Below are 23,523 nucleotides of genomic sequence, written 5' to 3'. Positions count from 1 at the left end.
AGGGAGACGCCCATGATCCAGCCCAACCATGCCACCTTGACCTACAAGGACAAGGTTTATGAACTGCCCATCGTCGCCGGCACCATCGGCCCGGAGGCTATCGACATCCGCAGCCTGTATGGCAATACCGGCGCGTTCACCTTCGACCCGGGCTACATGTCGACGGCATCTTGCTCCTCGGCGATCACCTACATCGACGGCGACAAGGGCGAACTGCTCTATCGCGGCTACCCCATCGAGCAACTGGCCACGCACTGTGACTACCTGGAAACCTGCTACCTGATCAAGAACGGCGAGTTGCCGACCGCGACGCAGTACGACGATTACGTGACCACCGTGAAGCGCCATACCATGGTGCACGAGCAGCTCATGCGCCTGTACCAGGGCTTCCGCCGCGATGCGCATCCGATGGCGATTCTGGTCGGGGTGGTCGGGGCGTTGTCGGCCTACTATCAGGATTCGCTCGACATCACCAATCCGGAGCACCGCTTACTGGCGGCGACACGGCTGGTGGCGAAGATGCCGACCATCGTGGCGATGGCCTACAAGTACACGGTGGGCCAGCCGTTCATGTATCCGCGCAATGAACTGAATTACGCGGAGAACTTCCTGCACATGATGTTTGCCACACCCTGCGGGCCGTATACGCCGAATCCGGTACTGGCACGGGCGCTGGATCGCATCCTGATCCTGCATGCGGATCATGAACAGAACGCTTCGACTTCGACGGTGCGCCTGTCGGGGTCGTCGGGGGCCAATCCGTATGCCTGTATCGCTTCGGGCATTGCCTGCCTGTGGGGGCCGGCGCATGGCGGGGCCAACGAGGCGTGTCTGAACATGCTGTTCGACATCCAACGCCAGGGCGGGGTCGAGAAGATCGGGGAATTCATCAAGCAGGTGAAGGACAAGAATTCCAATACCAAACTGATGGGGTTCGGGCACCGGGTCTACAAGAACTTCGATCCGCGCGCCACCTTGATGCGCGAAACCTGCCATGAGGTGCTGAACGAGTTGGGCTTGCAGAACGATCCCTTGTTCAAGCTGGCGCTGGAACTGGAACGCATTGCGCTGGAAGACGACTACTTCGTGAGCCGCAAGCTGTATCCGAACGTGGATTTCTATTCCGGCATCGTGCAGAAAGCCATCGGCATCCCCGTTTCGCTCTTCACCGGCATCTTCGCCATGGCCCGCACCATCGGCTGGATCGCGCAGTGGAACGAGATGATCCACGATCCGGAGCAGAAGATCGGCCGGCCACGGCAGTTGTATGTGGGGGCGCAGCGGCGAAATGTTGTGACCAAGGATATGCGTTAAGCTTTTTTCTGCATCGATCCTCCTGTCGACACAAAAACAAGAGCGGGGCTGCAACCCCGCTCTTGTCCTGTATTGAGAACCGAAAAAGCGGGCCATTGAGAGGAATGATACCGCGACACTCGGCCACCATACGCACAGCACACCCGCAAACTTCGGGGGAGTCCTTGACTGTTTATTCATGCTCCGACGTCGGTTCTATCTTCTCAAGAATTAGAGCCTTCATCAGACCCAGGACGGTTCAGCTTTTGGCGCACCACGGGGATAAATATATCGAAGCGAGTTCCATTGTCTGGCGAGCTTTCGACCTTGATACTCCCTCCAAGTATGCCTGTGACAGCATTATGCACAATATGCAAACCAAGACCTGAACCGCCCTGACCAAATTTGGTGGTAAAAAATGGATCAAAAATGTGCGAAAGGATTTCATCGTTCATCCCCTTCCCATCATCGCTAAAAATAATGTGCACCCAGTTATCATTGGCAATCGAGGCACTGATGCGAATCAGGCCATGATCCCGCCCTTCAAAGCCATGAAGAACGGCATTGTTGATTAAATTGGTCAGCACTTGCTCAAGAGCACCTGGCTCGTTTTCAAGTTCAATATTGCTGGGAATGTCGGTTTCTACGATGTAAGGCGTACGCTTTAGCGTCGGGTGCAGAATTGTTAAAACTTCATTTACCGTTTCAGACAGAATAAACAACCGGCACTGTGCGCTGGTCTGATCTACGGCCAAGCGCTTAAAGCTGTTGATTAAACCGGCTCCACGCTCCAGGTTGCGCACTATGATGTCACTTGCAGTCTCAGCTGTAGTCAAAAAACCATTTAAATCTGAACGCTTTAGTCCAATGGAAAGTCTTTCGCGAAATTCGCGAAACTGGTCGCGAAAAGTAGTCGCAGCCATCAAGCCATTGCCAATTGGCGTATTTAGTTCGTGCGCGACGCCGGCGACAAGACGTCCTAGCGCTGCCAGCTTTTCCGAGCGAACCAATTCTTCCTGCGTAGTGGTTAAATGTTCGAGAGTTTTTCCCAGTTCAAGGTTGGCTTGTTGAAGATCTTCCGTACGTCGGCGTACTCGCTCTTCCAGTTCTGTGTTGAGCTCACGAATTTCCTGTTCAATAAGCCGACGCTCAGTGATATCTTCGAGCACCATAATCACGAAGCGCTGCCCCCCAGTATCTATCAGCCGTCCAGAAATTCGACAAAGCAACTGGCTACCGTCAGCCCGGCGCATCCATAATTCCTGACCATCTACCTTACCTACACGTTCTTGCTCAGCGAGAAACCGTTGACGATCTTCATTGCTCTGCCAAAAACCGAATTGACTGCCGTTAAGACCAATGACTTCTTCCCGAGTACGGCCAAATTGTCTTGTCCAAACTTCATTGACAGCGACAAAACTATAATCGCGATCGGGATCTGCAACCAACATGGCCACCGGAGAGGCATTGAAAATCGCTATCAATTCCCGTTCGCTGTTTTCAAGTTGACGTGCAGCGTCTTCAACATTTTTTTGGCGCTCCTGAATGGCTCTAGCCATACCCTCCATATCACCTGCCAACATATCAAGCTCGACAATACTGGATTCAATATGTGTCGCCCCGAAGTTACCATTCGCGAGTTGATGGGTGCGATCAAGCAAGTGGCGCAGCGGACGAGTCACTTGCGTAGCATAAAAAACAGCCAGAAACAGACCAATAAGCAGCGATGCAGTGCAGGTTCCGACCACCAAGAACACAGTCGCACGAAAGGCCGGATTATCCATACCTGCAGGGATGCCAATTAAAAATGCCCACTTGAGATGGGAAGAAACCGCGTAGCCCACATGTTGCGTCAGGCCAAGAAACTCACTTTTTTCTGGAGTATCTCTGTTACTCAGCGCGGCCTGAACGGCTGGGTGGCCAGCCCGGTTATCAAAGTGACGCCCGCCACCGAGGAGATTGTCTGCGATCCATTCGCCACGCGAATCGACCACCAATATTGAGTGAGGATTGCGTTGACCGATCGTGCGAATCGTATCGGTCAAGACTTGCGGCGCAATTTCGCCAATGATCATGTGTTTGCCAGACGGAATGGCAACACCGATAGCAATACCTCCGGTAATTGAGGAAAGATACTTGTCGCTCCAAGTAATTTGCCCGGATTCTTTTGCCACCCTGAATAGACGGTTAGTGGAAAAATCACCAGCACTGGAAATGCTACGAGCCTTTCGGCGAGCAGGCGTAAGACCTATACCCTCAATGCGGCCATTTTCATCAATGACATAAACGGCTTCGAGCTGTTTTCCATCGCCGATAATTGCGTCCAGATGCTCCTCTGGAATTTTCTCAAGCAGAGGCCCACCCACAGTAAGCGCTGAAGCCAGTTGCAGTTGGGTCTCGATACCACTCAAGTAGTACTCGAGTAAATAGGAAAGCTCCTGCGCTTCGCGAAAAGCGTTCGCACGACTCTCAGCAGAAATTTGGGGAAGTCGAAAGACGAGCGTGCCAACTCCCGCCAACACAAAAGTGGTCAACGTACTAAATGTGAGCAGCAGAACAAGGGAAGTCCGTAGGGACCATTTTTTCACTGGACAACCGCCTCGACGATAAATTGTTGATTACGGACGGCCGTGACAGCAGAAGGCCGATTGGCGTCACCAAAACGGTCAAAGACAATCGGACATTGCGTGCCAGGGAAAGGCCCTAAAGTTAGCAGTGCCTCTCGCAATTTCATCCCCCTCGACTTGCGACTCATGGCATCAAGTACGGTGCGGGCCGAATCATAAGCCGCAGCAGCGCCAAAACCCGGGGGCTCACGGAAACGTTTTTCATAGGCCTTTGCAAAACTAATGTAAGCAGGAGTTTTGTCGTCACGATTAAAATACTGACTCACATACACGCCCTCTATCGAGCGTCCTCCGAGTTCAAGAAAATCCTCAGTTCCGGCCCAACCCGAGCCAATCAATGGTATTTCTTTCGAGTACCGTCTAGCAATTTGCACGAGCTGAATGGTATCAACAGAGTTCGCAATAAATAGCAAGGCATCTGGTTTACTCTCCAACAATTTTTTTATAATCATATTTAGATCAGTATCGACACCCGCATCAAAAGCAATTGTTCGTGTGATTACTCCCCCTCGGGTAGTAAAAACAGTACTGAAATCTTTCAGATATCCCTCGGTGTATAATCGATTGGACGTCTTCTCATAGGCTACTGCAATGCGACGACGCCCTTTCTTCTCAAAATGAAAATCGGCATCGCGCTTCGCATGAACACTGGTCGGCGAAGACAGACGAAATAGCCAATCATCGTGCCCGACTAATTCGTCGGCGGTCGCAGTCGGGCTAACCAGAACAACTTGCAGGCGGTTGGCAACCGGCCACATGGCCAGAGTCATCCCACTGGTCATCCCGCCAATGACAGCATCAACTTTTTCCGCCGCAAGCTCTTCAATAGCGCGGATTGCCGCCTGCGTGTCTTGGGCATCGTCGCGCACCAGCAATTCAACGGGTTTTCCGTTCAGGCCGCCATTGGTGTTCATTTCTTCAACAGCCAGCAAAACGCCGTTGCGGCCAGACATGCCGTAATCTGCACCGCGTCCGGTCAGAGTCCCAACAAAACCAATCTTGACTGGCTGGGGCTGATTGCAGCCGAAAACACAAAAAGATAATAATAAAATCATTATACGCAGGGCACTTAATATCATTGATTATCCAGCCATGGAAGCAATTCAGAAAGAGTCATTCCCCTTGCATATAGAAATCCCTGCGCCTCGTCACACCCGATTTGCCGAAGAACCTCGACCTGGCGTCCCGTCTCAACACCTTCAGCAATAACTTTCATATTGAGTTGATGGCCAAGCAGCACAACCATTTGCGGGATATTAAAGTTATTAATATCAGAAGCAAGTGACAAAATAAAAGATCGATCAATCTTCAAGCGATTAACTGGCAAACGTCCAAGATACGAAAGGGATGAATACCCCGTACCAAAATCATCAATTGCAATAGAAATACCCATACCACGCAAGACATTAATTTTTTTCTCTACAAAAGAATAACCCAGCACCGCCACTGATTCAGTAATTTCCAACTCAAGCATTTCGGGATTAACACCACTATCGCATAGTGCGGCATTAACTTCTTCTACAAAATTTGCTTGGCGAAGTTGGTTGGTTGATACATTAACAGCCATACGGATATCGGTATATCCTCTATCTTGAATATGGCGGACGGCATGTAGTGCTGTACGTAGAGCCCACATCCCAAGATTGATAATCAAGCCAGACTGCTCTGCGACCGAGACAAAAAGCTCGGGAGAAATGAACTTTTCCTCTGCCGTGCACCAACGCATCAGAGCCTCAACACCAACCACCTTTTTTGTATTCAAATCAATTTGTGGCTGATAAACAAGATAAAGCATTTCTTGCTTTAACGCCTGCCTTAAGTCCTGTAGCAATTGCACACGTTCTCGAGATGCAGCAGCAACGTCAGGCGAATACCAGGCAAACTGCCCCAAACCACACTCTTTTGCTCTCTTAATAGCAATAGAAGCATTTTTCAGCAATGTTGCGCCATCATCTCCTGACTTAGCATGTACAAACCCGGCAGACATGCTTACAGGCCTCTCTACACCTTCAATATTGAAACTTGGATTAAGAAGCGGTTGCATACTTTCCGGATTTACCTCAACTGCGTCACCGAAAATAGCAAACGTATCATTGCTAATACGCGCTATAACAGCACCTCCACCGAAACGCCTCTCCAAACGCCTGGCAATTGCATCAAGCAACAGATCGCCGTAGTGGTATCCAAACATATCATTTATTTCAGCAAACTGGTCCACATCAAGCAGCGCAACAACCTGAGGAACTCTGCCTTCCGCCAAGGCTCGTTCAATGGCCTCAATAAAATAACTTCGGTTGGGCAAATTGAGAATTGGGTCGATATAGGCCAAATCGCGCAACTTCTCGACCAGTTTGACATTATCGCCACAGATGGCGATGTTGGTACAAAAGACTTCAAGCAAGTGATGGTCAATCTCTCGCAAAGGTATATTGCTGTCTATGAAAGCAGCAAAATCACACAAATTGTGCCCGGCAAAAAAAAGTACCATGTGGTCTTCTTCAACCAGATTGCGATGTTCGCTCAGGCAACGAGCAAGGCTATTTTTGATCCGTGGTTCGTCAATGTCAGCCAAACGATGTCCAATCAGAGCAGAGAACATGCCAGTGGCTGCTAATACAGTGCACTGATCTAAAGTGGCGTTATTTTCTGCACAGGCACAGACCATCCCTTCCGGCTTGACACCGACAAGCGCCGCCATTTGCATAATGACACCGGAGGAAAAATTTTTGACTCCCTTTTCCATAATAAGTTGATTACTTGCCAAAACAATTTGTTCAAGCCCCTTTCGACTGGCATCCAAGCGAAGGAGTTGATCAAAAGAACGCACGGCCGCCGTCAAAGTAGTATAAAGCTTGGAACGTGTCAGCTCATTCTTTGTCTTGTAATCGTTAATATCATAGCGACGAATAGTTTCAATTTCTGGAGCATAACCTGGCTGGCCAGTACGTAGCACTATACGAGGATTTGCAAGGCCGAGCTCATCCCGGATAACGCCTACCGCAACCAACCCTGCATTTTCTGACTCCATTACAACATCAAGAAGAATGACAGCAATATCATTTTTTTGACGCAGAATATCAAGTGCCTCTTTAGCACTATAGGCATGCAAAAAATTCAGGGGGCGATCAAGAATAAACACACCATTCAACGCAAATTCAGTAGCCTGATGAACATCTTCATCATCGTCAACTATCAAAATATGCCATGGCTCAGCAGACTCCCTTTGCAATCCTTTTGCGATCTCATCTTCAAACTTGAGAAGCTCATCACCTTCATCGAAAAAACCATCTACGCCACTCATGACTTTCTCCAAATTGAGAAATTGCGGCGATTAAATGCAAATCAAATTAACATCCATCGCGACACAATTAAACCCTGAAGCGGCTTATTTGCCTATCCAACTCATCTGATATATCTACAAGCTCACCCGATGCAATGTTGGAAATTTGCTGAATTTTCATATGTGTCTGCTCAACCATATGCGCTATTTCTTCTACGCGTTGAGCAATACTTGTAGAAGCAAGACTTTGTTCCTTCATGGCCTCCGCAACCTCATTGGTACGCGACAGTGCAGCATCCGCCCCGCATTTGATCGCCTTCAATGTGTGGGCGGCGTCTCCTGCCAGCCGTGATCCTTCTGCAACCTGAGGCAGCGCAGATTGCATAATTCCTGTGACAGTCAACATTTCTTGCTGTATTGCACCAACCATGGCCTCTATTTCTACCGTAGCACATGATGTACGTTCAGCAAGCTTTCGTACCTCATCGGCAACCACAGCAAATCCACGTCCCTGCTCGCCAGCACGTGCTGCCTCGATTGCTGCATTTAATGCCAGAAGGTTGGTCTGCCCTGCAATTTCTTTGATAACAGAGGTAATTGTCCCTATTTTTGTCGCTCGATCTTCAAGAACAGATACTCGATCTGCAGCATCACGCACCGTTTCTGATAAATAATTAATTCCATCCATGGTGCTGAATACCAGAGTTTGTCCTTTTTCTGCCAACCGAACGGTTTCTTCTGAAGATTTTTTGGTTTCTCTGGCAGAATCGGAAATATGGTGAATACTTACAGTCATTTCTTGAATAGTTGAAGCAATTGCAGAAGTAGAATCAACCTGCGACTTAGCGGATTGCACAACTTCTTGCGACACCCCGGAAATTCTGTTTGCACCGCCGCGCATGCGATCCCCTCCAACCCGGATATCACTCACCATTTTTCGAATAGACTCTTGCGCAACCCCAAATGATGCAAGCATACTGTTTGGCCAAGCATTTTCAAAATCAGAAGTAAGATCACCCTGTGCTGCCTTATTCATAATTTCTATTCCAACATGAGGCTCACCACCTATTTGCCTTAATATGCTTTTTGCAATTATCCATATAATGCAACCCATAACAAACAATACAACCAAAAACACACCAGCAGCAAACAGCAAATCATTGCGATATTGTAGATCTATATCGTCCATCCATGCACCCGTACCGACAAACCACCCCCAAGGCTCAAAACTCATCACAAACTGCAGTTTTGGGACTGCGGCCTCACCCTGCTTCCTGGGGAACATGGAATTAACGTACGCCGAATTATTTCCTTGAAGAGAATCTATTAGGTCCTTAACCGGGTATCTACCATTTGCATCGCGCAGAGCATTTGCGACATTGGTACCAATCAAATCCTTTCTTATGTGCTGAAGATTAACGCCATCCATTTTATAAACATAAAGATATTCTGTTTTGCCGTCATTACCGCCGTAGCGAATTCGCCCAATGTCAGCCAAGGCGGCTTTCTGGGCAAGATCACTACTCATTCCTAAAGATTCTTGATTCTTATAATAATCAAGAACATTGTACGCGGATTCTGTAATAGCGCGAATCATTGCCTTGCGCCCTTCAATCAGCGCATTTCGCTGCTGGATAGCGGCAGCCGCCAGCAACACCAAGACCGAGACCCCTGCACAAACAAGGATCAATACCATTTTTGTTTTTAAATTAATTCTGTCAAGCATTTTCACCCCCGCTTTTATCAACATTCAAAGAATCAAGCCTGGTTTGGCTAACAGAAACAACCCACTTCCATACAACAACGACCGAAACACACAAACCAACAAATGAAAATGCAAACACTAAAATCCAGTAATACATATCACGCTGCTTTTCAACATCATCCATCCACACACCTGTGCCAACAAACCAATCCCAAGGTTCAAAACGCATCACATATTGAAGTTTTACGACTGGTCTCCAATCGTTTTCGCGCGGAAACATGGATTCAACATATGCACTTTTCTTATCCTGCAGCGCATTAATAAGATCTTTTACAGGATAATTGCCATTGGCATCACGCAACATCGCCGCAACATTTGTACCTATCAGTTCTTTTCTTACATGATGAAGATTTACACCATCCATCCGATACACATAAAGATACTCTGTCCTGGCATCATCCCCTCCGTAACGAATTCGCGATATTTCGTCCAGGGCACGCCTCTGGGCCTCCACGCGCGGCAAGCCAACGGACTCTTGACCGTAATAATATGCAATAATATTATAAGCAGATTCAGAAGCAACTCGAATGGATGCCTTGCGTTCAGAAACTATGCTGTCATGGCGCAATTTCGCAAATGCAGCCAACAAAGAAATCACCACAAGCACAAAAACAGCTACTTTAAATAGCCTTGTTTTAAACACACAAAACATGACCGCCCCCAATTTTGCAGTTTTAATTTAAACAACACTCAAAAAACACCTAAAATCATGTAGAAAAAACAGAAACAGGATCAACAAAGGCGACTGGCAGGTTTATGTACAAACAGCATGTATTAACAACAGAAAACAACAACACAAACAAATTTACATTTCAGTAACCACCCTCCGAAAAAGTCGGCGGGCTTCATTATGTGAACCGTTCAAAGCGGCTGGCAGGGTCGCTAACGCGACCCCTTTCTTTGCACCGCCCACTGGCGGCATGCTTCAATGGAGATTGAACCGATCCAGAAACTCATCTTCCTATTCCTGATCCCGGATGTTGCGGCGTACCACTTCTTCGTCTTGATCAACCGTCGAAACAAAATAATCACGAGCCCTGAAGTGCAGCCCAACCAAATTTCTCTGGCACTCCGCGTACACCCGTACAAGATGGATTGCACTCTTGCCCTTGATGTAGCCCACCACCTGCGATACCGCATACTTCGGCTGGATCGCAATCTGCATTGTGCGCATGATCTGGCATCAGGTGCCCTTCCAGTATCTGGCTTTCTTTTTGCAGAGCCAGTCGACAAAACACTACACCCAGATGCGGGCACAATGTTTCATATAATGACTTCCTCCGGCATTTCGGGATGAATACCATCTGGCATTTGCACTCCCACCGGCTGTGACTTAGGCTTTCGTAATCATTCAGCGTGAAACTCCTTTTGAGTGTGCTTGGCAGCTCACTTCCGGAGTCTCACTAATGGACGCCCGTAAACGTAAAACTTTTACTGTCTCCCTGACAAAGCCGGGGAGGATTTACAAATTGGTTTAAACTTGTCAAAAATTTACGCCACCGCCATCAATTTGCATCCATCGCATTTATCCATCAATCAACAAGGCTAATTTCCATATTAGCCACCAGCGCAAACAAACCACGCCCCCGGAACGTAGTTTGTTTGCCAATTACATATTTATTCAAAACAAATATCGCCGGCCCCAAATTCTCCGGTAACAACACTTGCAAGCTCAGGCGTTCTCTCCAACAACACCCCCCATAAATCCGCATCCAAACAATTGGTCAGATACAAATATCGGCAAGCCTTGCACAACTTGCTTCTATTCCAACCACCGGTTGAAAACGCCTGCTCAATCAACGATTTGCCTGCAATTTCCTCTACAACGCTGCTCCATACTTCCCCTTGGTGCACAAATCCAAGATGCCCTTCCAGCTCCAGAAAACCGATTGGATTTTTGGCACTCCAGCGATCAGACAGCAGTTCATGCAGGCTATTAATAGCTTCATCGTTTATTTCAAACTGATCTTTGTACGGCAAGTGCCAAACTGCCGTTTTGCTTTGGCTTGGATAAACCCCCGCAAACCAGGCATATGCGTAGGCTGGCGTGATATTGCATTGTGATTTTGAATTGGAAAACAGCGACAAAATATGAAACCGCTGCTGCAGGAAAAGCATTTTTTTGACTTCATTCATGGCGCACCTCTCTTGTGGTTAGCAACGCAAGAACTGTTAAAGCAAACCTACAACCTCATACCAACTTCCAACCATCCATATAAAGCCATTCAATTCCCATAATTTTCTTGCTGCGAATAGCCAGAGGGCGATTCAAATTCAGGCACTTTGGCACATACACAACAACACCCTGTATGGACTGCATCGTGTATTCAGACATTTGCTGCGGGACGCCAAACACAACACTGGGACATTCCGTGACTTCTATGCAACAACCATTGATTGATGGCGGAATACCGATCGTGACGGGCATTTGCTTTTTTTCGATCAGTGCAAGCGCATCTCCGGAAAGACTAAGCATCTCCATCACCTCTTTTATAAAAACATCGCCAATCAAAAATGCAGCCAAACCTTAGCCACCCATTCTGGCAATGCAACCCGTTTCATAAAATTGACATGTAAATTTACTTGGGGATAGATTTCTGCGCTCCGGCAAGAGCAAGGATTAACTTGCTCTTGCCGGCGTACATCAATCAAATCAGACTTGCTGGGCGGCCAAATCACCGCTCAATCTTTTACGGATCATGTCGAGCCACTTCTTGGAGGCATCAACCATGACGATGATTGCCAATCCCATCATGATCGACGAGAGAATCGTGTTGAGATAGTTATGCGTCGGCAGGTACTGGTTGACGATAATCCAGTAACCGGCTGTCAGCACCGAGGTAAACAGATATACCAGCGGCACAAAAGTCACCAAGCCGTACCAGACATTGCTGCTGCGACGCAGGATCAGGCTGGTGCCCAAGGCCAATGCAATGGATGCCAGCAACTGGTTCGACACGCCGAACAACGGCCAGACGGAGGAAATATCGCCACCGAACAGCAGGTAACCCCAGAGGAAGGTCACAAAAACGCTGGACCCGATCACACCCGGCTTCCAGTCGTTATCCTTGAGCTTCGGGATAGCCTGGCCGAAGAAATCCTGCACGATGTAACGGGCTACGCGGGTGCCGGCATCGATCGCGGTCAGGATGAACACGGCTTCGAACAGGATGGCGAAGTTGTACCAGTAGGACATCAGGTGCTTCATGCCCGGCAGACTGGAGAAGATCGAAGCCATGCCGACCGCCAGCGTGACTGCTCCGCCGGTACGACCTGCGAGGTCCATGCCGACCATTTGGGACAACATCTGCAGATCGACTACGGTCATGCCGAGCTTCTGGAACACGGCCGGGGTGGAGTTGATGGCAAAGTAGTCACCCGGATGCAGGGCACAGGCCGCGATCAGCGCCATGAAGGCCACGAAAGTTTCCATCAGCATGCCGCCGAAACCGACCAGCAGGATATCCTTTTCGTTGTCGATCATCTTCGGCGTGGTACCGGAACCGATCAGGGCATGGAAGCCGGAAATCGCGCCGCAAGCAATGGTGATTGAAACGAACGGCCAGACCGGTCCCTTGATGATCGGGCCACCACCGTAGATAAAGTCTGTCACAGCCGGCATGTGCATCATCGGATTTACAAAGATGATGCCCAGAGCCAAAGCGCCGATCGTACCGATCTTCATGTAGGAAGACAGGTAATCGCGCGGAGCAAGCAGGAACCAGACCGGCAGGGCCGCTGCGAAGAAGGCATAGATCGGCAGAGCCAGCTTCACGCCGGTTTCGCTCAAATCAAAGAAGTTGCCGATTGCAGTACCCTTGATGTACGGACCAAATGCCACAACCAGCAGGATAAGCGCCATCCCAAGAACTGTGGCATGGGTCAGCTTGTCCGGGCGAGCCCTCATGATCGTACCCACGAGCATGGCAATGGGAATAGTCATGAAAACGGTGAAGGTGCCCCACGGGTTGTGCTTGAGCGCATGCACCACAACCAGCGACAAACCGGCCATCGTGATGGTAATGGTAAACAGAATTGCCAACCCAACAGCGATACCGGCAACCGGGCCGATTTCCGCCTTGGCGATTTCCGACAGCGACTGGCCCTTATGGCGAACAGAGGCGAACAGGATCACCATGTCATGCACGGCGCCACCGATTACGGCGCCTACCAGCAACCAGATCGTGCCCGGCAGGAAACCGAACTGCGCCGCCAGGATCGGACCGACCAGCGGCCCGGCAGCCGCAATCGCAGCAAAATGGTGGCCAAATGCCACCCACTTGTTCATCGGAACATAGTCCGATCCGTTATTGAACTCATGCGCTGGCGTTACTCGGCTACTATCCAGCGCAAGCACCTTCGCCGCAACAAATCCGCCATATAACCGGTACGCAATGACCAGAATACAGCTGACGGCGATGATCAATGTCAAAGCATTCATGATCCGCTCACTCCTTTAAAAAATAGAATTGAAAAACCCGTTTCCGGATTCTCGATTACCAATCTATTCTTTTGTGTTAGCCCAGAGTGGATAAAATCGCCAGCGGCCTAGAGGGGAATTAAGAGGTTTAAATCAACGACTGAGCGGCGGGGATGAATCTGTTCTGCCGCCTCAGAAGCTGTTCAAGTCTGTTGCAAGAAGGTAAAGCGCTCTGCAGGGGCCCTGATCATGGCCTCGCTACAAGACCATGAACGCGCTCCAAGACTCAGGGAATATGCAGGTATTCTTTAAGTTCACGCAGGTAGCGCCGGCTTACCGGAACCTTCCTGCCGGAGCGGGTAACAATCTCGGCCCCGCCGTTTTCCTGCAGCACGATCTCGCCGATATGCTCGGGGTTGACCAGATACTGCCGATGGCAGCGCAGCAGCGGTGTTTTTTCTTCCAGCGTCTTGAGCGTCAGTTCGGTCTGCCCGGTCTGGGCGGCACAAACGACCTGCACTCCGGACAACTCACTGTGGATGAACTCGACCTCTTCGATACGCATCAGGATGATGCGGTTACGTGCATAGCAGGGTATCTGGCGAATCTGGGCGGGCGGAACAAATGCGGGATGCGGCGTTTGGGTCTTGCCGGAACGCAGCCACTCCAGCGTCTTGGCCAAGCGTACCGGATCGACGGGTTTGAGCAGGTAGTCGGTCGCGTGCTCCTCGAACGCATTGAGCGCGTACTCATCGTAAGCGGTCACGAATACGACGCGCGGCATGCTGGCCTTGTCGAGCATGGACAGCATTTCCAGCCCGCTTATGCGCGGCATCTGGATATCGAGGAACACAACATCCGGATGCAAACGGTTGATGGCTGCCAAGCCTTCGATGGCATTGGCCGCTTCGTCCACGATCTCGATATCCGGTTCGGCCTGCAACAAGGCGCGCAGTTCTTCACGCGCAGGGGCTTCATCATCGATGATGAGTACATTCAACACGGTCAAACCTCCTCGATCGGCAAGCGAATGGTCACTCGGGTCAACTGTTCCGGCTCGCATTCTACCGTTACGCCATATTGTTCGCCGTGGCGAATCTTGATGCGGCGATCCACGATGTTCATCCCCAAGCCATCGTTGCTTTCCGCCGGACGATACAAGCCGGCATTGTCCTCAACCCACAGACATAAATCGCCGGCTTCGCGCACGGCTCCGATACGTACCTGTCCCGGCTCCAGCATCTGCGAGATGCCGTATTTGATGGCGTTCTCGACGATCGGCTGCAAGGTAAAAGCCGGCAGACGCACGTTGAGCAGATCATCGGGCACTTCCATCTGCACATCAAGCCGACCGGCAAAACGCGCCTGTTCGATCTGCAGATAGGCATCCACATGCTCGATCTCGTCCTTGAGATTCACTTCATTGCCCGGCCGCTTCAGGCTTTTGCGGAAAAAGGTGGAGAGATACTGCACCAGTTGCCGCGCCTCGTCAGGGTCGCGCCGGATCACAGCTGCCAGGGTATTGAGCGCGTTGAACAGGAAATGCGGGTTGATCTGTGCCTGCAACAACTTGATTTCGGACTGCGCCAGCAACTGCTTCTGCTCTTCAAGCTTGCCGGACAAAATCTGATTGGACAACAGGCGGGCAATACCTTCGCCCAGCGTGCGGTTGAGATTCGAAAAAAGCTTGTGCTTGGGTTCGTAGAGCTTGATCGTGCCGATAACGCTGTTATTTTCGCCGCGCAACGGAATCACCAGCGACGACCCCAGCTTGCAGTTTTTCGAGATTGAGCACTGGTAAGGCACTTCGTTGCCATCGGCGTACACCACCTCGTTGCGAGCAATGGCTTCCAGCGTATGCGGGGAAGAGATTGGCGTTCCCGGTATGTGGTGGTCTGCGCCGATACCGATGAATGCCAGCAATTTCTCGCGATCGGTAATCGCCACTGCACCAACACCGGTTTCCTCCTGTACGATGCGCGCCACTTCGGCGCAACGCTGTTCGTCAAACCCCTGCAACAACGCGCCCACCGAGCGTTCTGCAATGCGCAAGGCCTTGGTGGAAAAAGCCACCGAGTATTTCTCTAACGTCGCTTTACGATCCAGGATCAGCCGCATGAACATTGCTGCACCAAAAGCATTGGTCAACATCATTGGCAAAGCAATATGCTTGACGAGCGTCAAGGCTTGCGAGTAAGGCTTGGCCACCAGCAGCAGGATGATCATCTGCAGGATTTCAGCCACCACTGTCACGACAAACACCAGCGAGGGTTTGAAAAGCAGGTCGACACGCCGGCGATGCAACAGGACGCTGTGCACCAATCCACCCAGCAATCCTTCGACCGTCGTCGAAATGGCGCAGGCCAGATCGGTAAAACCGCCCATCGTGTAGCGATGTACCCCGCCCGTCAGGCCGATGAAAAAACCGGTTACCGGTCCGCTCAGGAGCCCCCCCATGACGGCGCCGATGGCGCGGGTATTGGCAATCGCATCCTCGGTCTGCAAACCGAAATAGGTGCCCATGATGCAAAAGCCGGAGAACATCAGGTACGAAAGCACCTTGTGCGGCAATCGCACCGTGATTTGCATCAGGGGCATGAAAAGCGGGGTTTTGCTGAGCAGATAGGCGATGACCAGATAGACGCACATCTGCTGCAGCAGGGAGATCAGAAGGGTGAATGTACTGACGGGCATGCTGTTTTCCTTCTACTCCTTGTTAGAACCTGTTCACGATCTTGCTGCGAAACCGTGATCGGGGCTCATGTGCTGCTCGGAATCCTCATTTATCCGCATAAACTCCGGTTCCTGCGCTGCTCTTCACCCCGCTGACGGCTTCTCGCGACAGATCGTGAACAGGTTCTTAGCCGTACCGGTCACGGCAGACCGCGTGCCAAGTCCTTCACCAGATCGTCGATATGCTCCAGCCCTACCGCTACGCGGATCAGGCCTTCGTTGATGCCGGCGGCAGCGCGCGCTTCCGGCGTCAGGCGACCGTGCGTGGTCGTGGCCGGGTGGGTAATGGTAGAACGAACATCGCCCAGATTGGAAGTGCGCGAAATCAGTTGCACGCTGTCGATCACCTTCCACGCGGCCTCGCGCCCGCCCTTGACCTCGAACGACACCACGCCCCCGCCGGCCGATTGCTGGCGTTGGGCCAGCTCAAATTGCGGATGGCTGGCCAGTCCCGGGTAGAACACTTTCTCCACCCCCGGCTGCACTTCCAGCCATTGCGCCAGCTTCAGTGCATTCTCCGAGTGGGCTTTCATACGCAGCGGCAGGGTTTCCAACCCCTTGAGCAATACCCAGGCATTGAACGGGGCCAACGAAGGCCCGGCCGTACGCAAGAAGAGATAAACGGGATCAACCAAAACCTTGGAGCCACAGACCGCGCCCCCCAGCACCCGCCCCTGCCCGTCGAGGTACTTGGTCGCGGAATAAACGACCAGATCGGCACCGAAAGCAAGCGGACGCTGCAAGGCCGGGGTACAGAAACTGTTGTCCACCACCAGCATTGCACCGTGCTCATGGGCAATCGCCGCGAGCGAGGCAAGATCAGCGATATCGGTCAGCGGGTTGGACGGCGTTTCAACGAAAAACAGCCGGGTATTGGGACGCACCGCCGCACGCCAGGCCGAGGGATCGGTGGGCGAGACATAGCTGACCTCGACCCCAAAGCGGGTCAGGTAGGCATTGAACAACTGGATCGTCGCGCCGAACAACCCACTCGAGGCCAGGATATGGTCGCCGGCCTTGAGATGGGAAAGACACACCGCCAGAATCGCAGCCATGCCGGAGGCCGTACCCTGTGCGCGCTCCGCGCCATCCAGCGCAGCCAGGCGTTCCTCGAAAGCGGTCACGGTCGGGTTGCCGAACCGGGAATAAGTGTAGCCCGGCGCTTGTCCGGAGAACTTCAGCGCGGCATCCTCGGCATCGTCCACAAGAAAGCTGGAGGTGAGGAACAGGGCATCGGAATGCTCGCCGTACGGGGTCGGCCGGGTGCCGGCACGCAGGGCCACGGTTTCCGGGTGCAGGTCGTCGAATTCTTCGATCATCGTGTCGTCTCGCAATCTCGATTGTCTGAGTGCCTGTTCACAATCTTGCTGCGAAGCCGTGATCGGGGCTCATGCGCTGCTCAAAATCCTCATGTACTCCTTGTACACTCCGGTTTTTGCGCTGCTCTGCACCCCGCTGACGGCTTCTCGCGACAGATTGTGAACAGGTTCTGATAAAACAAACGGGAGCCTAGCTCCCGTTCGATCAAACCACAAATACTTAAGACATCCTAGCAAATAACCAAATCAAATCAGGTTCTGCTCGGCCACCCCGATATTGAGATCCAGCACCCGGCTGTCGCCATCGCCTTCCTTGAATTTCTTGGACAGCGGCGAAATACGCTTGGCTTCCAGCGCATCGAGATAGGCATCGGTCACGTCACCGGCAATGTACTTGCCATCGAAACAGGAGGTTTCGAACTCGGTGATGCGGCCGCCGCTGGCATCGCAACAGGCGGCAACCAATTGATCCAGATCCTGGTAGATCACGGCATCCGCTCCGATTTCATGGGCAATTTCCACATCGTTGCGGCCGGTTGCGATCAGTTCGCCACGGGTCGGCATGTCGATGCCGTAAACGTGCGGGAACTTGACGGGCGGAGCAGCCGAAGCGAGGTAAACCTTCTTTGCGCCCGCTTCGCGCGCCATCATGACGATTTCCTTGGAAGTGGTACCGCGCACGATCGAATCATCGACCAGCAGCACGTTCTTGCCCTGAAATTCAATGCCAATCGGGTTGAGTTTCTGGCGCACCGATTTCTTGCGGGTCGCCTGCCCCGGCATGATGAAGGTACGGCCGATATAGCGGTTCTTGATGAATCCCTCGCGGAAAGAAACGCCCAGATGGTTCGCAAGCTGCAATGCCGAGGAGCGGCTGGTGTCGGGAATCGGGATCACCACGTCGATGTCCATTTCCGGCAGCACGCGCGTGACCTTGTCGGCAAGGCGCTCGCCCATCTTCATGCGCGCTTCGTAGACCGAAATCCCGTCGATCACCGTATCCGGGCGGGCGAAATAGACATGCTCGAAAATGCACGGCACGAGTTTCGGGGTCGGATGACACTGGCGACAATGGAACTGGCCTTCGAAGGTAATGAACACGGCTTCGCCCGGTTCGACATCGCGCCACATCTTGAATCCCAGCGTATCCAGTGCCACCGATTCGGAGGAAACCAGATACTCGTGGCCAGCCAGGGTTTCATGACGCCCCATCACCAGCGGACGAATCCCGAACGGATCGCGGAAAGCCACCAAACCATAACCGGCGATGATCGCGACCACGCCGTAGGCACCCTTGACCCGCTGGTGCACAGCGGTAATGGCATCGAAAATGGTGTCCGGATCGAGCTGCGGGCCCTTGGTGCGGCTCGAAAGCTCGTGGGCGAAAACGTTGAGCAGTGCCTCGGAATCGGAGTTGGTATTGATGTGCCGCAAATCGGTGCGGTACATCTCGTCCTTGAGCTGCTTGTCGTTGGTCAGGTTGCCGTTGTGCGCCAGCACGATGCCGAACGGGCTGTTGACATAGAACGGCTGTGCCTCGGCCACGCTGGAAGCCGAGCCTGCCGTCGGGTAACGCACATGACCGATCCCGGCGTTGCCCATCAGCGAGCGCATGTTGCGGGTGCGGAACACGTCGCGTACCAGGCCTTGCCCTTTGTGCATGTGCAGGACATGCCCTTCCGCGGTAACGATACCGGCGGCATCCTGCCCGCGGTGCTGCAGCATCAGCAGCCCATCGTAAAGAAGCTGGTTGACCGGAGTTTGGGCGACTACACCGATAATGCCACACATAGCATCAGTACCTTTGTTGCAAAGAGTCAATCAAAATGGATGCGTTCAGCCAACGCAACCGGAAGCCACGGCTTAGCAAACAAAGCCGCCTCAACAAACATCGGGCTGAACATGGCATTACGCCAGTCAGCCCCCTGCGGCAAGCTGGTCATGCCAGCCACCAGCACCAAAGTCAAAACCAGCAAAACTCCGCGCGCCAGGCCAAAGCCGGCCCCCAGCAAACGATCCAGAGGCTTGAGCCCTGTCGCTTGCAGGAATTGGTTCAGCGTGATCCGCACAATCGCCGTCGCCAGCCACACTGCGCAAAATATAGCCAGAAACGCCGCCAAGTACCGGATTCCATCATTCGGCAAACCGGCCGGCATCCAGACCATGCCCTGGCCGGCATAATTGCTTGCCAACCAGAAAGACAACACCCATGCCCCCAGCGCCAGCACCTCCTGAACCAGCCCCCGCATCACTGAAAGCAGGATCGAAAGGCCGATGATGGCCAGCACGGTATAGTCGAAGTACGTCACTTGACCACTTTACCGTTTACACCGACGGATTCAGCCTTCTTCCGGTACGCCTCGGCCTTCGCCGCATCGGCTGCCGGCCCCACGCGGATGCGCGTCAGCTCGCCCTTGGAGGTTTTCACTTTCTCGGCCTGCACCGGCAAACCTGCGCCCTTGAGCTTCGTCGTCAACTGCTTGATCTTCGCTGCATCGGCAAACGCACCGATCTGCACGTAGTACTTGCCTGGAAGTTGTGCGGGCTTGGCTGTCGGCTCGGTCGGATCGACCTTCCCTTCCAGAATCTTCTTGGGATCGAATGTCGCCGGCGCGTTCTCCGCGGGCTTGGGTTTGGCTGCCGGTGTCGGAGCGGGCACGGCTTTGGCCTGCACGGGTGGCGACTGTCGATTGACGAGTTTGCCCGGCAACACTTCTGCACCATTGACCACCCGAGGAGGTTGCACTGCCTTGGCTACGACAGGAGCACTAGCCGGCGCGGGCTCGGCAGCCACAGCGGGAGCCGTGACAGGCGTCACTGCAGCTGCATCGGGCGGAGGATTCAACAAAGGTGGTGTATTGGCAGGTTCAACGACAGCCACCAAGGACGCGCGTTGCGCTGTCAGTGCCGGCGCGCTGGAAACGATTTCAACGGGATTTCCCGTGGAAAAACGCGGAGGCGGCGCATTGTCCAGCGCCGTCCACAAGACAATCAGGGCAAAGATGACCAACGCCACAGCCCCCACCAAGCGACGGCGGGCGCGTTTGCGCAGATGCAGCAATTCTTCACTGACGTTGGAATGGGACATGTTCAGCATTCCGATGCGGCCATGACTTCGGCAACGGTATAGAAGGAACCAAAGGCGAGGATTCTATCATCTTCCCCGGCTTCCTTGCAGGCGGCATACCATGCCTGCGCAATCGATTCATGGCATTCAACCGCAGCGTGCGGCGCCAGCGAACCAATCGTTTCGGTCAAAACCGCTGCCGACGCCGCACGCGGCAATGCGGGCGCAGCAACGTACCAAGAGTCGACACAGTCAGCCAGCAACCCGATCACACCGGCAATATCCTTGTCCTGCATCATGCCGAACACCGCCAGCGTTCTGGCATGCCCCTTCATCGCCTCAAGGTTGGCGCGCAGCACGCGCGCAGCATGGGGGTTATGCCCCACATCCAGGATCACGGCCGGATGGCCCGGCAAGACCTGAAAGCGCGCCGGCCATCTCACATTCTGCAAACCTTGCCGCACGGCTTCGGCATTCACCGGCAGGCTGTCCTTCACCGCATCGAGCAAAGCCAGCGCTGTTGCGGCATTGCCCAACTGGTAGCTGCCTTGCAGCGCGGGCATGGGCAAACCGCCGAACTCAACACCACCCCGCCCCCACCAGGACCAGACGGGTTCTTCAGCCTGCCGGGAAAAACCGAAATCGCACCCGATCAGACGCAGATCGGCCCCGATCGTCTTCGCATGATCCAACAGGCTGTGCGGCGGCTCCGGATCGGCGCAGACCGCGACTTTTCCGGCGCGATAGATGCCGGCCTTCTCGAAGCCGACCGCTTCGCGCGTATTGCCCAGCCAGGCTTCATGATCGAGCGCTACGCTCACGACCGCTGCCGCATCGGGTTCGAAAACATTGACGGCATCCAGCCGCCCGCCCAAGCCGATCTCCAGCACGGCGACATCCACGCCGGCATCGACGAACTGCCGCATCGCCGCGAGCGTCCCGAATTCGAAATAGGTCAGCGCTGTATCGCCACGAGCTGCTTCCACGGCGCGAAACCCAGCGAGAAGTGCTTCGTCGCTCGCAGGCTGCAGGTCGATCATTACCCGTTCGTTGTAATGCAGCAAATGCGGTGAGGTATAGGTTCCGACGCGATAGCCGGCCGCCTTGAAAATCGCAGACAGCATGGCGCAGACCGAGCCCTTGCCGTTGGTACCGCCGACGGTGATGACAGGGGAAACGGGGAAAAGCCCCATCGCATCCCGCACCTTGCCGACACGAGCAAGGCCCATGTCGATGGTGTTGGGATGCAGGGACTCCAGATGGGCAAGCCACCCGTCGAGGGTGGCTGCATCGAACAAGGGCATCAGTTCAAGGCCGGCTGGCGAGTCAGAAGGGTCATCAGTTGCGCCAGCTTGCGGCGCATTTCGCGACGGTCGACGATCATGTCGATTGCGCCCTTTTCCAGCAGAAATTCGGCGCGCTGGAAGCCTTCCGGCAGCGTTTCACGCACGGTCTGCTCGATCACGCGCGGGCCGGCAAAGCCGATCAACGCCCCCGGCTCAGCCACCACCACGTCGCCGAGGAAGGCAAACGAGGCCGAAACGCCCCCCATGGTCGGATCGGTCAGCACGGAAATGAACGGGAGTTTCTTGTCAGAAAGGCGCGTCAGGATCGCCGAGGTCTTGGCCATCTGCATCAGGGAATTGAGACCTTCCTGCATCCGCGCACCACCCGAGGCCGCCACGCAAACGAAGGGTACGTCATGCTCGATAGCGGCCTTGACGCCACGAACGAAGCGCTCACCCACAACCGAGCCCATCGAACCGCCGATAAACTTGAATTCGAACACGGCCACGACGCACGGTACGTTATGGATGGCGCCCTGCATTACCACCAACGCATCATCCTCGCCGGTGTCTTCCTGCGCGGCGACCAAGCGATCCGGATATTTGCGGCTGTCCTTGAATTTGAGGATGTCGAACGGCTTCACCTCGGCGCCGATTTCAAAGCGGCCTTCCTGGTCTAGCAGGATGTCGAGCCGGCGACGCGCATGAACCGGGCTATGGAACCCGCATTTCGGGCAAACGTCCAGATTGTTTTCCAGATCCGTGCGGTAGAGCGTGGCGCCGCATGCGGAACACTTGCTCCACAAGCCTTCCGGGACGGCCGACTTGGCACCCGGGGTGCGGCTTTTGATCTTGGGGGGAAGCAGTTTTTGCAACCAGCTCATTTATTGACCTCTACTGTATGTTCTCTGGTCGCGGCTCAAGCCCGCGCCGTATCCATGGCGGCGCGCACGCCGGAAAGAAAATCCGTCAGGCGATTGGCCAGGCCGGCCTCGCCCTGCTCGACTTCCTGCACCAGGCGGGAGCCGATGATGATCGCATCGGCGACTGCCGCAATAGCCCGCGCCGACTCGGCATCGCGAATGCCGAACCCTACGCCGATGGGCAGCGAAACATGCTGCCTCAATTCAGCCAAGCGTGAGGCCACGCTGCCGACATCCAGCGTCGCCGCACCGGTCACGCCCTTGAGCGAAACGTAATACACATACCCGCCGGCCAGACGCTCCACGGCTGCCAGGCGGCTTGGCGGCGTGGTCGGGGCAAGCAGGAAAATCGGATCGATGCCGTGCTGTTTCAGGATCGCCACGCGCTCTTCGGCTTCCTCGGGCGGCAGATCCACGGTTAGCACGCCGTCCACGCCAGCTTGTGCCGCTACTGCGGAAAATTCGGGATAGCCCATCGCCTCGACCGGGTTGGCATAGCCCATCAACACGACCGGCGTATCGGCATTGGTCTTGCGGAACTCGGCCACCATGCCGATCACCTGGCGCAGGCTGACCTTGTGCGCCAGCGCACGCTCGGCAGCACGCTGGATCACCGGGCCATCGGCAGCCGGATCGGAAAACGGCACCCCGAGCTCGATGACATCCGCACCGCCCTTTACCAGGGCATGCATGAGTTCGACCGTAATGCCGGGATGCGGATCGCCCGCCGTGATGAAAGGAATCAGCGCCTGCCGGCCGGCAGCCTGCAGACGTTCGAAAGTTTTCTGGATTCTGGACATACGTTGTTGA

The 23,523-nt window shown here is 53.5% G+C and carries 18 protein-coding genes and 1 pseudogene; 1 reads left to right on the top strand and 18 read right to left on the bottom strand.

The genetic code is table 11. The features are described 5' to 3' along the window. Positions 1-12: 12 nt before the first annotated feature. On the top strand, positions 13-1,314 hold the full coding sequence (gene gltA, locus BMZ36_RS01000) for a citrate synthase (protein ID WP_091189839.1): 1,302 nt from the start codon (positions 13-15) through the stop codon (positions 1,312-1,314). Between the two features lie 203 nt (positions 1,315-1,517). On the opposite strand, the gene BMZ36_RS00995 is transcribed toward gltA, so the two are convergent. The 18 genes and pseudogenes from BMZ36_RS00995 to trpA all read right to left on the bottom strand — a co-directional run bounded on the left by BMZ36_RS00995 (position 1,518) and on the right by trpA (position 23,513). After that, on the bottom strand, positions 1,518-3,881 hold the full coding sequence (locus tag BMZ36_RS00995; RefSeq protein ID WP_091189835.1) for an ATP-binding protein: 2,364 nt from the start codon (positions 3,879-3,881) through the stop codon (positions 1,518-1,520). Beyond that, positions 3,878-4,999: an ABC transporter substrate-binding protein gene (locus BMZ36_RS00990; RefSeq protein ID WP_091189832.1), complete on the bottom strand. Its 1,122-nt coding sequence runs from the start codon at positions 4,997-4,999 to the stop codon at positions 3,878-3,880. The genes BMZ36_RS00995 and BMZ36_RS00990 overlap by 4 nt, the downstream gene beginning before the upstream one ends. Then, entirely contained in the window at positions 4,996-7,221 is a 2,226-nt protein-coding gene (locus BMZ36_RS00985; protein WP_091189828.1) for an EAL domain-containing protein, read from the bottom strand. The genes BMZ36_RS00990 and BMZ36_RS00985 overlap by 4 nt, the downstream gene beginning before the upstream one ends. Before the next feature lie 67 nt (positions 7,222-7,288). Further along, the gene (locus tag BMZ36_RS00980) at positions 7,289-8,926 is read right to left on the bottom strand and encodes a methyl-accepting chemotaxis protein (protein ID WP_177187722.1); all 1,638 of its coding nucleotides are present in this window, start codon (positions 8,924-8,926) and stop codon (positions 7,289-7,291) included. Further along, a complete protein-coding gene (locus tag BMZ36_RS00975; protein ID WP_143085937.1) occupies positions 8,919-9,617 on the bottom strand; it encodes a cache domain-containing protein in 699 nt (232 codons plus the stop codon). Before BMZ36_RS00975 ends, BMZ36_RS00980 begins: the two co-directional genes overlap by 8 nt. A 309-nt stretch (positions 9,618-9,926) precedes the next feature. Next, positions 9,927-10,320, bottom strand: a pseudogene (tnpA, locus tag BMZ36_RS00970) (IS200/IS605 family transposase). Positions 10,321-10,582: 262 nt separating this feature from the next. Then, positions 10,583-11,101 (bottom strand): hypothetical protein, encoded by a 519-nt coding sequence (locus BMZ36_RS00965; protein WP_091189821.1) that lies wholly within the window; start codon positions 11,099-11,101, stop codon positions 10,583-10,585. A gap of 55 nt (positions 11,102-11,156) precedes the next feature. Then, entirely contained in the window at positions 11,157-11,489 is a 333-nt protein-coding gene (locus tag BMZ36_RS00960) for a CC/Se motif family (seleno)protein (protein WP_091189818.1), read from the bottom strand. A 129-nt stretch (positions 11,490-11,618) separates the two neighbouring features. Continuing rightward, positions 11,619-13,406: a carbon starvation CstA family protein gene (locus tag BMZ36_RS00955; RefSeq protein ID WP_091189815.1), complete on the bottom strand. Its 1,788-nt coding sequence runs from the start codon at positions 13,404-13,406 to the stop codon at positions 11,619-11,621. A gap of 265 nt (positions 13,407-13,671) precedes the next feature. Next, the gene (btsR, locus tag BMZ36_RS00950) at positions 13,672-14,388 is read right to left on the bottom strand and encodes a two-component system response regulator BtsR (RefSeq protein ID WP_091189995.1); all 717 of its coding nucleotides are present in this window, start codon (positions 14,386-14,388) and stop codon (positions 13,672-13,674) included. Between the two features lie 2 nt (positions 14,389-14,390). Then, positions 14,391-16,079, bottom strand: a complete 1,689-nt coding sequence (locus BMZ36_RS00945) for a sensor histidine kinase (RefSeq protein WP_091189813.1) — start codon at positions 16,077-16,079, stop codon at positions 14,391-14,393. Positions 16,080-16,258: 179 nt separating this feature from the next. Then, positions 16,259-17,437 carry an O-succinylhomoserine sulfhydrylase gene (locus BMZ36_RS00940; RefSeq protein ID WP_091189811.1) on the bottom strand — a complete coding sequence of 393 codons (1,179 nt, stop codon included), beginning with the start codon at positions 17,435-17,437 and terminating at the stop codon, positions 16,259-16,261. Positions 17,438-17,683: 246 nt separating this feature from the next. Next, on the bottom strand, positions 17,684-19,228 hold the full coding sequence (gene purF / locus BMZ36_RS00935; RefSeq protein WP_091189809.1) for an amidophosphoribosyltransferase: 1,545 nt from the start codon (positions 19,226-19,228) through the stop codon (positions 17,684-17,686). Between the two features lie 26 nt (positions 19,229-19,254). Next, positions 19,255-19,746 (bottom strand): CvpA family protein, encoded by a 492-nt coding sequence (locus BMZ36_RS00930; RefSeq protein ID WP_091189808.1) that lies wholly within the window; start codon positions 19,744-19,746, stop codon positions 19,255-19,257. After that, a complete protein-coding gene (locus BMZ36_RS00925) occupies positions 19,743-20,525 on the bottom strand; it encodes an SPOR domain-containing protein (protein ID WP_177187721.1) in 783 nt (260 codons plus the stop codon). Before BMZ36_RS00925 ends, BMZ36_RS00930 begins: the two co-directional genes overlap by 4 nt. Before the next feature lie 2 nt (positions 20,526-20,527). Continuing rightward, complete coding sequence (folC, locus tag BMZ36_RS00920) at positions 20,528-21,808, bottom strand: bifunctional tetrahydrofolate synthase/dihydrofolate synthase (RefSeq protein ID WP_091189804.1); 1,281 nt, start codon at positions 21,806-21,808, stop codon at positions 20,528-20,530. Further along, a complete protein-coding gene (gene accD / locus BMZ36_RS00915; protein ID WP_091189802.1) occupies positions 21,808-22,674 on the bottom strand; it encodes an acetyl-CoA carboxylase, carboxyltransferase subunit beta in 867 nt (288 codons plus the stop codon). The genes folC and accD overlap by 1 nt, the downstream gene beginning before the upstream one ends. Positions 22,675-22,709: 35 nt before the next feature. Next, on the bottom strand, positions 22,710-23,513 hold the full coding sequence (gene trpA / locus BMZ36_RS00910; protein ID WP_091189800.1) for a tryptophan synthase subunit alpha: 804 nt from the start codon (positions 23,511-23,513) through the stop codon (positions 22,710-22,712). Positions 23,514-23,523 lie beyond the last annotated feature (10 nt).

Source organism: Formivibrio citricus (assembly GCF_900115065.1).
GTDB classification, from domain to species: domain Bacteria; phylum Pseudomonadota; class Gammaproteobacteria; order Burkholderiales; family Chitinibacteraceae; genus Formivibrio; species Formivibrio citricus.
Note: the sequence above shows the minus strand (reverse complement) of the source record. Positions and strands in the feature narration are given on the sequence as shown.

What these genes read in the sequence shown, in the direction of transcription:
- gltA (WP_091189839.1), top strand. Translation starts at nt 13, where the DNA reads ATGATCCAGCCCAACCATGCCACCTTGACCTACAAGGACAAGGTTTAT.
- BMZ36_RS00990 (WP_091189832.1), bottom strand. Translation starts at nt 4,999, where the DNA reads ATGATATTAAGTGCCCTGCGTATAATGATTTTATTATTATCTTTTTGT.
- BMZ36_RS00985 (WP_091189828.1), bottom strand. Translation starts at nt 7,221, where the DNA reads ATGAGTGGCGTAGATGGTTTTTTCGATGAAGGTGATGAGCTTCTCAAG.
- BMZ36_RS00980 (WP_177187722.1), bottom strand. Translation starts at nt 8,926, where the DNA reads ATGCTTGACAGAATTAATTTAAAAACAAAAATGGTATTGATCCTTGTT.
- BMZ36_RS00975 (WP_143085937.1), bottom strand. Translation starts at nt 9,617, where the DNA reads ATGTTTTGTGTGTTTAAAACAAGGCTATTTAAAGTAGCTGTTTTTGTG.
- BMZ36_RS00965 (WP_091189821.1), bottom strand. Translation starts at nt 11,101, where the DNA reads ATGAATGAAGTCAAAAAAATGCTTTTCCTGCAGCAGCGGTTTCATATT.
- BMZ36_RS00955 (WP_091189815.1), bottom strand. Translation starts at nt 13,406, where the DNA reads ATGAATGCTTTGACATTGATCATCGCCGTCAGCTGTATTCTGGTCATT.
- BMZ36_RS00945 (WP_091189813.1), bottom strand. Translation starts at nt 16,079, where the DNA reads ATGCCCGTCAGTACATTCACCCTTCTGATCTCCCTGCTGCAGCAGATG.
- BMZ36_RS00940 (WP_091189811.1), bottom strand. Translation starts at nt 17,437, where the DNA reads ATGATCGAAGAATTCGACGACCTGCACCCGGAAACCGTGGCCCTGCGT.
- purF (WP_091189809.1), bottom strand. Translation starts at nt 19,228, where the DNA reads ATGTGTGGCATTATCGGTGTAGTCGCCCAAACTCCGGTCAACCAGCTT.
- BMZ36_RS00925 (WP_177187721.1), bottom strand. Translation starts at nt 20,525, where the DNA reads ATGTCCCATTCCAACGTCAGTGAAGAATTGCTGCATCTGCGCAAACGC.
- folC (WP_091189804.1), bottom strand. Translation starts at nt 21,808, where the DNA reads ATGCCCTTGTTCGATGCAGCCACCCTCGACGGGTGGCTTGCCCATCTG.
- accD (WP_091189802.1), bottom strand. Translation starts at nt 22,674, where the DNA reads ATGAGCTGGTTGCAAAAACTGCTTCCCCCCAAGATCAAAAGCCGCACC.
- trpA (WP_091189800.1), bottom strand. Translation starts at nt 23,513, where the DNA reads ATGTCCAGAATCCAGAAAACTTTCGAACGTCTGCAGGCTGCCGGCCGG.